The organism is Arcicella aurantiaca (genome assembly GCF_003148625.1).
Classification (GTDB): Bacteria; Bacteroidota; Bacteroidia; order Cytophagales; family Spirosomataceae; genus Arcicella; species Arcicella aurantiaca.
Genome location: NZ_QGGO01000045.1, coordinates 21,236 through 30,480 on the forward strand (window position 1 = coordinate 21,236; position 9,245 = coordinate 30,480).

General features: G+C 35.0%; 5 protein-coding genes and 1 pseudogene. 1 reads left to right on the plus strand and 5 read right to left on the minus strand.

Going from position 1 to position 9,245, the window contains the following annotated elements; all coding sequences use genetic code 11:
- Positions 1 to 64 precede the first annotated feature (64 nt).
- Entirely contained in the window at positions 65 to 499 is a 435-nt protein-coding gene (locus LV89_RS23740; RefSeq protein WP_109745470.1) for a hypothetical protein, read from the plus strand.
- 331 nt (positions 500 to 830) lie between these two features.
- Here LV89_RS23740 and LV89_RS23745 read toward each other — a convergent pair whose 3' ends face one another.
- The 5 genes and pseudogenes from LV89_RS23745 to LV89_RS25415 all read right to left on the minus strand — a co-directional run.
- Positions 831 to 2,042 carry a C40 family peptidase gene (locus tag LV89_RS23745; RefSeq protein ID WP_109745472.1) on the minus strand — a complete coding sequence of 404 codons (1,212 nt, stop codon included), beginning with the start codon at positions 2,040 to 2,042 and terminating at the stop codon, positions 831 to 833.
- 123 nt (positions 2,043 to 2,165) lie between these two features.
- A complete protein-coding gene (locus LV89_RS23750) occupies positions 2,166 to 6,431 on the minus strand; it encodes a T9SS type A sorting domain-containing protein (RefSeq protein WP_158279679.1) in 4,266 nt (1,421 codons plus the stop codon).
- Between the two features lie 55 nt (positions 6,432 to 6,486).
- Complete coding sequence (locus LV89_RS23755) at positions 6,487 to 7,737, minus strand: serine hydrolase (protein WP_109745476.1); 1,251 nt, start codon at positions 7,735 to 7,737, stop codon at positions 6,487 to 6,489.
- Between the two features lie 122 nt (positions 7,738 to 7,859).
- A complete protein-coding gene (locus tag LV89_RS23760) occupies positions 7,860 to 8,900 on the minus strand; it encodes an aminotransferase class I/II-fold pyridoxal phosphate-dependent enzyme (protein WP_109745478.1) in 1,041 nt (346 codons plus the stop codon).
- Positions 8,901 to 8,942: 42 nt separating this feature from the next.
- Positions 8,943 to 9,245, minus strand: a pseudogene (locus LV89_RS25415) (hypothetical protein); the annotation flags it as partial.

Here is a 9,245-nt window from a genome sequence, read left to right on the forward strand (position 1 = left end):
GCTCAAAAAATAGCATATTTGTAGATATACTTTTCATTAAATATAAAATCAAATCCCACAAAACATGGAAAACGTACAAGACCAAGCTGACAACCAATTAGATAAATTAAAAGATGCTGCTTCTGAGAAATTAGAAGGATTGGCTGATGCTGCGGCAGGTAAAATTAAAGAAGTAACAGGAATGGATGTTTCGGCAAAAGCTGACGAATTAGCGACTGCTGCAACTGAAAAATTAGAAGATTTACAAGCTACCGCTTCTGAAAAAATCGGTGATTTAACAAATGCTGCTACTGAGAAATTTGACGATGCCAAAGAAGCAATCACTGGAAAAATCGCTGAATTGACAGGTGGAGATGTTTCTGCAAAAGCGGAAGAATTGAAAGCTGAAGCTGCTGAAAAATTAGAAGATTTACAAGAAGCGGCTGCCGAAAAAGTAGAAGAAGCTAAAGAAGCTGCTGCTGGACTTTGGGGTAAAGTAAAAGGTATCTTCGGAGCATAAATTTGATAAGTAAAATACGGAGTCAATCATTCTTACTCAGCATTTTAGAGGAATTTTAACATAAGAATACTGTTTAACTTCCCGAAAGTTTTAGAACTTTCGGGAAGTTCCTCCAAGTCAAACGTGGTACGTTTAAATTTATAAATATGATAAGGAAAATTTTCTGACAATTGGGTTTGACATTTTTTTGGTAGAGACGAATAGCATTCGTCCAACTCCAGAACGACGGACAAATCCTATTCGTCCCTACATCTATCAATTTATCGGATAATCATATAAAAGGTAATACCCTGATAACAAACCATTTACCATTCCACTACTCACTACATTTTTAATAAACCATATTCTCTTTCAAAGTGGCTACTCCTGCCATTCCAGTTTTTAAAACTCTCTTTGTCCGAAGGTATCTTTTAGCATTATATTCATCAAAATTTGGGGCTGTCGAAATCATACTACTCACCCTTACTTTATCAGATGCGTGGATAAATTCGCCATTGCCAAGCCACATCGCTACGTGAACAATGCGTTCTGAACCGTCTTCTCTTTTTTCTCCAAAATATAATAAATCACCTGCTTTCAATTCGCTCCAATTACCAGTTTTATCAATCGTTTCGCCAATCATTACTTGTTGCGAAGCATCACGTGGAAGAATGATTCCGTTCAAGAAATAAACCGTTTTGGTAAATCCGCTACAATCAACACCTTTAAACGATGTACCACCCCATAAATATGGCACCCCCATTAATCTTTTTGAAGTAGCTATTAAATTTTCTTCGGTAGCATTTACTTTGCCAAACCAATTATTGTAATTATTGGCTTCACGTTTAGAAACATACCCTTTGCGTTGGTCGGGGAAAGTTACTTTATAGAAATTATTATCTTCTTCCACCAATTCCATGATACAACCTGCTACCAAATCAGAAATCGTTGCTGATTCTTCATTGGGTTCTGAATACGCCGAACCATAGGCACGAGTATAAATGACTTTTGGAGTAACTTTCCATTGCTCCATTTGTTCTTTATTAATCATCGTGATAGCACCTCTGTCCACCCACGAAATATATTGGTCGGGTGTTTGGATTAACAACCAACCATTGTCTTCTTTTTCTAAAATCCTCACGGGTGTACCCATCAACGCCTGTGAAGCCAACTCACCCGCATGACGGGGTGAATAACGGATATTACAAACCGAAACCTCTACTAAACCATATACTTTATCTTCTAATTCAGGTTCTGGGAGGGTTTTTATTTCATCTACGATGGGAACTCGCTCTGTTTTGAGACGGTCGAGCAGAAAGCTTTTTGCTCCGTACAAATTAGTACGTCCCGAAAGAATTACATGATTATTTTGTCTAAAAGCATCAATTTGAAAAATGGCTGTACGTTTATCTGGGGCAAATCTGAGAGCAAAACTTTCGATAATTTGCGTAATGGAAGAATCAGCTTTGATACGCTTCGGCGATGCTTTCCGAGGGGTTGTTGGCCCAGCACCTAACAAGGCAAATGAAGCGATTGTGAGACAAACGAGTATATATTTTTTCATGGGTTGTGGATATTTGACGTAAGGATGTCAAATATATTTTTGCAAAAAATATGCCAAGAAATTGACATTTCCAAATAAAAAAAGCCTTTCAAAATTGAATTTGAAAGGCTTTTTTTATTTGATTTACAGTTTTTGAATTTTGTAAATTTTTCGTCTATTCTCTCGCTCTATCTGTAAGAAATATTGTCCGCTCGTGTAACCTGACAAGTCTAAAATTGTCTCTGCATTATTTATATTTTGTTCTAAAATTTTTCTTCCAAAATTATCAACTATTTGTACAACAGTATGTTTATAGTTGTCGCTTTGCAAAATAACCTTATCATTTGTAGGGTTCGGGAAGAGTTTTATTTCAATATCAGACAGTTCTTCGTTGGCAGTAACGAGTTCTAATTTTACGATGCCTGTACCTGAAACTTTACCCATACAATAGGAATCATTGACAGAGAAAATTTTGTAAGAGATGGGACTAAGCGGGTTGAGCTTAATTGTAAAAGGAGAAGCAGTTGCACGATAAACGATAGCAGATAACTCTTCAAGTCCAAATTTCAATGACCAAGGAGAAGTACCTGTAAGATTGATTTTTACATTTACGGACTTACCTTCTGAGAAAAAATACGTAGTTGAATCTAAAGTGGCGGTTGATGCTTTAAATGAATTTAATGAATAAATATTAGCGGAACTACTAACGTCTTTATCGGATGCAATTACTCTGATACGATAATTATCCCCTTCGGGTAAATCTTCTGGAATGGTAACTTTTAAGGGACTTTTATCACCTTCTGAAACAATATCTTTAAAATTTTCCCCATTTTTATCAGAGATTTGAGCAGAGAATTTATTAGTTGCTGAGAAAATACCTTGAGTATCAAAATACACATATTGCTGCCCACCTGCACAAACATAAGTAGCAGAGTAAACGCCAAAATTGGTGTTAATTCTTTTATCGGTAAGCGGATTAACAGTTACGGTAGCACTACCCGAAACTTTACCAACGCCACAAGAATTAGTGATAGATTTTAAGGTATAAGTTGTTGTTTTAGTGGGGTTTACATTAACAAATTTCCCATAAGAAGTATAACCTTGTGTATCATTGGATAATACATAAATGGCATCATCATAATAGGATGGATTGTTTTTGGTATTATTATTTATGACTGAAATATAAGTTTGTTGTCCAGAATTTATGATTGTATTGCCTGATATTGTGGCATCTGGTAAGGTGATTACTGAAAGATTATTACCAAAGGTTTTTGTAACGATTGGCTTTGTTGAACTCACTTCAAGTTGGTAAGTATCGAACGCTAAATTGTTTGGAATTTTTAATTTTGTTTCTCCTGATAATAATGAAACTTCATTCACATCATATCTATTTTTTTTACTGTCAATTAATGTAAATTTAAAGGTATTGCCTGCATCAAATTCTCCAAAACTTGAAGCATTCACTGTTATATCTTTCCCAGAGCAAATCGTGTAAATATTCAATTGATTAACTGTAATTGAGGGTTTTATGGTAACTTTTACACTCCCCGTACCCACTCCATATCCACAAGTATTTTCAAGAGATTTTAAAGTGTATGTTGTTGATTTTGTGGGTGTAAATGATTGACTATTATCGTAGGATAAAACTCCACGAATTACTTGTTCTTTGTCATCTACTAAAATTGTGTTTGCTGGCGTAGTGCCAGAAGTTGAATATTTTAAACTTACCGATGTTCCACCTTCAATAGAAACTGCATTTGAGCCATCTGGAGCTGTTAAATTTGCTTTAATGGGCAATTTTGCCTGAAATCCCAAAATTTGAGAATAAACTTTTACCGCAGTATTACTAACAAGTCTTAATAGATAATTGCCTTCTTTCAAGGTAGATGGGATTTTAAATCGTATTGGGTTTTCGGATGAATTTGTAACTAAATCAGTAAAAACAGAATCTTTTTGTAATGCTATTTGAAGATTAAATGTAACATTCGGTTCTTTAACTCCATTTATCTCATAATTATAATTGTAGTAACTATCCGTACAATATACAGTGTTATCTAAAACTGAGTATAATTTGAACGGAACAATATTTATTTTAAAAGAATTATTAGCAGCAGTTCCTATTCCACATTCGTTGGAGACTGATTTTATTGAAAAGTTTGTGCTATTTTTAAATCGTCTCACAACTTGCTGATTTCCTTGAAATGTTGTGCCATCAGAGAATACAAACGAATTAATCGTCCCCCCTGTACTCCCGTAAAGATTAAATGTTACATCTTCATCAACCAATGTTCCAAATTCTAAGGTTGAGCCTAATGATAAGTTAATTGAGGGTGTTGTATTTATGGTGATATATGGGCTGTCACTTATCGTTGTTGGGGCAGATGCAACTACTCTTATCGTATAATTGGTGTTATTGTATAAATTCACATCTGGTATCACAACATCAATAGGGGAACTTTTTCCAGTACCGATTATTTTGGTAATACCATATTGAGTAAGCTCTACTTTGTATTCATTTTCTGTTTTAAAACTTCCAAATGTTTTAAAATAGATTTTTGTTTTTTCGCCAACACACAATTTGGTAGGAATATTTTGAAGCGTTATATCATTATCAGCAGGACGATTAACATAAACAGTTAGTCCTCTTGTATCAGTTGTAGGAACTGTTCCGCATATATTACTAACCGATTTTAATTTAAAAGTCGTAGTTTTTGCAACTTGTACAGGAATACCCAAAGAGTAATTGTTTAAACGATAGGCTGCATTTATAGTTTGACGAGTAGAATCTTCTAATAAAACTGACAAATTACCTGTTCCATACGTTATAAGTTGAAGCCAAGCACTACCTTTTGTTACTAAGTTTATCGGAAGTGGACTGTTAAATGACACACTTGGTAAAGTCCTGATTTTAAATGGTTTTCTACTGTATGTTACCTGATAAGGGTCATTTCCGTAACTTATTCCAAGGTAAAAATTATCTGAATCTGGATTTTTATTGTCTAATAAATTTTTGGGCAAGGTTACTTTCATTGTACCATTATTAAATACGGCTGGCACTTTGATTCTGTCGTTATTTGTACCGTAATTGTTATTAGTAACAAATGCAACGATAGAGGCATTATCTCCAAAAGTTGAATATTTTGCGGTGAAAGAATCTCCCAAGCATATTTCCATATCTTCGTTCAGAGAATCAATGACAACCCCTGGTTTTACGTTCACATCCATGATATTCTTACCCACTGGACCTACGCCACATTTGCTCGTAAAAGCAGCAATTGAATAACTTTTGGATTTATCAGGAAGAACCGACTTAGAAAAAAGTCCACTATATGGGGAATTGGGCGTAGTATAGTCAGGATAGTAGCTAATATTGGAAAAACCACCATCATTCAAAATAATATTCCAAGGTCCTATTCCTGTTACTTTATATTCAATAAGTACAGGATAGCCCCAATAAACATTTTCGCTATGCGAAGTAATTTCGGCAGAGGCTTTATCTCCAATAAATATTCTGCCAGATGACCAAGCTGATACAGCTTGTGGACTACTACTAATTATTCTGACATTATAGTCATAGGCAGCAGCTATAAAAGAAGGTAAAACAGCTTCAATATATCCATCTTTTTCAACAGCATCAATTTCATACTCTTTGTCTGGATAATATCCTCTAAGTCCAATTTTAAATTTGTTTGAAGAGCTTACTTTTTCCGTTGATGAGTAATTGATTTGTATTTTACCCCCCAAACAATTACTTGCGGTTACACTTATTAATTTTAATCCAATTTCATTAACGGTTAACTTTGCCGTTCCTGACACTTCTCCTCGACCACAGGCATTTGTTGCATAAGCAATTGAATAATCATTAGTTTTTTTAGGATAAATTATAAAATTATCACCCGTATTTGAGATATTTCCAATATCTAATACCGTACTATCATTCAATACAGCCTTTGTATAATATCCTGTTCCTTTTAATCTTATATTTACAGATTCATAAGGATTAATAGAAGAAGAGCTTAATCCTAACAATGTCAAGTTAGGTTTTGAGTTAAGTGGATATATATAAGTATCCACACTAACAATATTAGGTTTAGTAGCTACGATACGAATGTAATATGAATAGTAACTAATATTTTCTTCAAAATTAGCAGGAATCGTGCATTTTAATGGACTACTGCTTCCTTCAGTCGCAAGGTCTGTCCAAGCACTGGTATATGAATTTCGGATTTGAACTTTAAAAGAATTTGTCGCATCAAAAACACCATTTGCCGTAAAAGATAAAGAAATTGTAGAACCTTTACAGATGTTATTGGGTACTTGTCCGAGCGTAATACTTGTAGCTTGTTGTGCCTGAATAATGTGGAAGAAAGCTAAAAGGAAAAAAGCAGTCGTGAGAAAATGTTTTTTCATGGTATTTGAGAACATTATTGAGTGTAAGTGTTTGAAAGTCAAAGGTAATATTTTTTCACTTATCATAAACTATTTTAAATTTACTTAAATCTGGTTTGTGTTTACGTAGGCGTGCGAGTTCGTAATTGTATAGAAGTTGTCCCAAATTTTTCATGAATGGAAAACCGATGGTGTCATAATCATATTTATCATCATTAAAAATTTCGTCTTTATTACACAACAAAACTGCGGAAACCATAAATTCAATGCCTTTTTCAAAATCTACGATATACGCATTGTCTAATAAAAACCCGTAGGCATCTCCTACTTTATTAAAAATTCTGACACTTGGATTTGGCACGTCATTTTTGCCACTTCCGTATAACATAAATTTGCAGTAAGTCGGGTAAAATTCCGTTGGGTTGTAGTTGGGATAGACACTTTCCGTCGGCATTTGCGACATATATTTGTATAGAAATTGATAGTCTTCATCCGTCAAATTAAAGCGTTTTTTAGCTTCAACGGCTTCTGGAAAAATGATTGATTTTAGGACAGACTGTTGGTCGAGCAGAGGATAAAAATTTCTATCCTTAAAATCAAACGGTGTATTCACAACGGAATCGCCCTGCATATAGCCTTTTCCGATGCCAATGGGCTTTGGCGAACTATAATTTTTCTCAGAAATCACCATTGGTTGTTGATAGAGAATTTCATTGCCCGATACAAACTTTATTGGGTTTGTTCTACGGTTTTGCTCTTTGTTCATGCCCACTTGCAAGCGGTGAAAAATGCGAGTATTTTCATAGCCTTTTTTGTGTAAAGCATCATTAAAACCATCTTGTCCCAAAAATTCATAAAGGCGATTAAAAGCATCATTATCCGAAACCATCAATATTTTTTTGATGTAATGAGCCACCGAAGGCAAGCCATTTTCAGAAGTAGTATCTTTCGTTACGGGTGTATGACGCTCATATTCTGCTCCCGTCAACATCGCTGTTTCTTTCGTTAATCCTTTGATATTTAGATTATTAATTTTCTCCAAAGCCAAAGCACTCGCAGGAAATTTTACGGTACTGGCGGGATAAAAATATTCTGTGTCATTAATTCGATAACCGTAAGACGTAAATTTTGGACGATTGTTTTTATCCCTATCAATTTGCGTATAAAGAATTTGCAGACGGTATTTTTCGGGATTATCCAATAGCTCCTTGAACTGTTCGGGTTGGGTAGCCAAAAGATTAGGCAGAAAATCAGTATTGATTTTTTGAGCTTTGGAAATGATAGTATTCATTAACAAAATTGAAAAGATGAAGTATATTTTTTTCATAATTGTTGAGAATGAAATGTTATTTTTTTGAGAAATTTATAAATGGCTTTTCATTGCGAGTGCTTCTACTGTCATTGCGAACGTAGTGAATCGGAGTTTCGTTTCACTCGCAATGACAACACTTACACTTTTTTCAACACCTCCACCAATTTTTCTAAATCTTCTTCCAAATGCAAAGCACTAATAACCAGCCGAGTAACGGGCAAATCCGTTGCGGTTGGATACGGAAAACACGCCGTCATAATGCCATTTTCTTTCAAAAATTCATGTACGCCCGACTGATGTGTACAATAAGCAGGATAATTTTCGATGGAATCAAGAAAAGTGTTTTTAGGAATTTGAGCGTTGAAATACGCAATATTTTCCATTAGTTTTTGCCGTTGTTCGTGGAAATAATCAATAGAATTTATAAAGGTTTCTAACAAAGCAGGCATCATCGGAGACGCTCCCGCAAACATGGGAAATTTACGGATTTCGGCAAGCGTTTCTGCATCAGAAAAAATCACGCCGCCTGTCATTCCCATCGCTTTGTTGAGGGAGGAGGTAATAATTATTGAGTGATTGAGTGATTGAATAATTGAGTGATTAACCCCAAAACTATGCGAAGCGTCAATGACTACGGTAATATTTTTATCTTCTGGCAAATGATTAATCCACTGAAAATCAAAATCTTCCACATAAGGCGACCCGACTGAATCGGAACAGATGACAATATTTTGGGCAGGACATTCTTTTACTTTTTCGCCAATTTTCAATGTCCATTCGGCATAAGTTAATCCTCTTTCCCACTCTTGTGGTTTCAAACTTGCTTCATTCCAAAGGGCAGGGTGCGTTTTGGGAGCGTAGAAAAACTGTGTGTCTGGTTTTTGCAGGAAATTACACACTAATTGTCCCGCCCACATTCCCGAAGAGACGGTTAAAGCGGCGGGCATTTGGGCAAATTTTGCGAGTTCAATTTCTGCTTTTTCGTAAATTTCTAAACGAACCGTATTATTGCGAGAACTTCCCCAAGACGTACCATATTGAGCAAATGCTTTGATAAAATTCTCTCTAAATCCTTGATGATGAGGCATTCCCAAGTACGACGTACCACTAAACCAAAGATATTCTTGGTTATTTGTCGTTAATATACGGCTTGGAAGATGTTGGGCTGTGTAATTCATGAATTAATGATGAATGATGAGTTATCAATACTACGCTACGAATCAAGCGGCTATTTTAGCATAGTTTCGTAAGGAATTTACATTTGGATTATTTATTTGCTGTTCGGGCGAGATTCCGAACACGCTAAAAAATTTATTTAAGAATCGTTCATTGAAATATTGAGTCTTAATGTCATAGATTGAAAAAGCCTTTCTACTGTCTGTGGGTTTATTCAACCAGTTGGTTATCTTGGCTAATGACAGCATTGTTAAAGAAAAGTTATGATGAAAATCAAGTCTTTCCTTTTGAGTTGATTGACAATGATTAAGTCCTAAATGTTGTTTAGCATCCCGATAGATGAATTC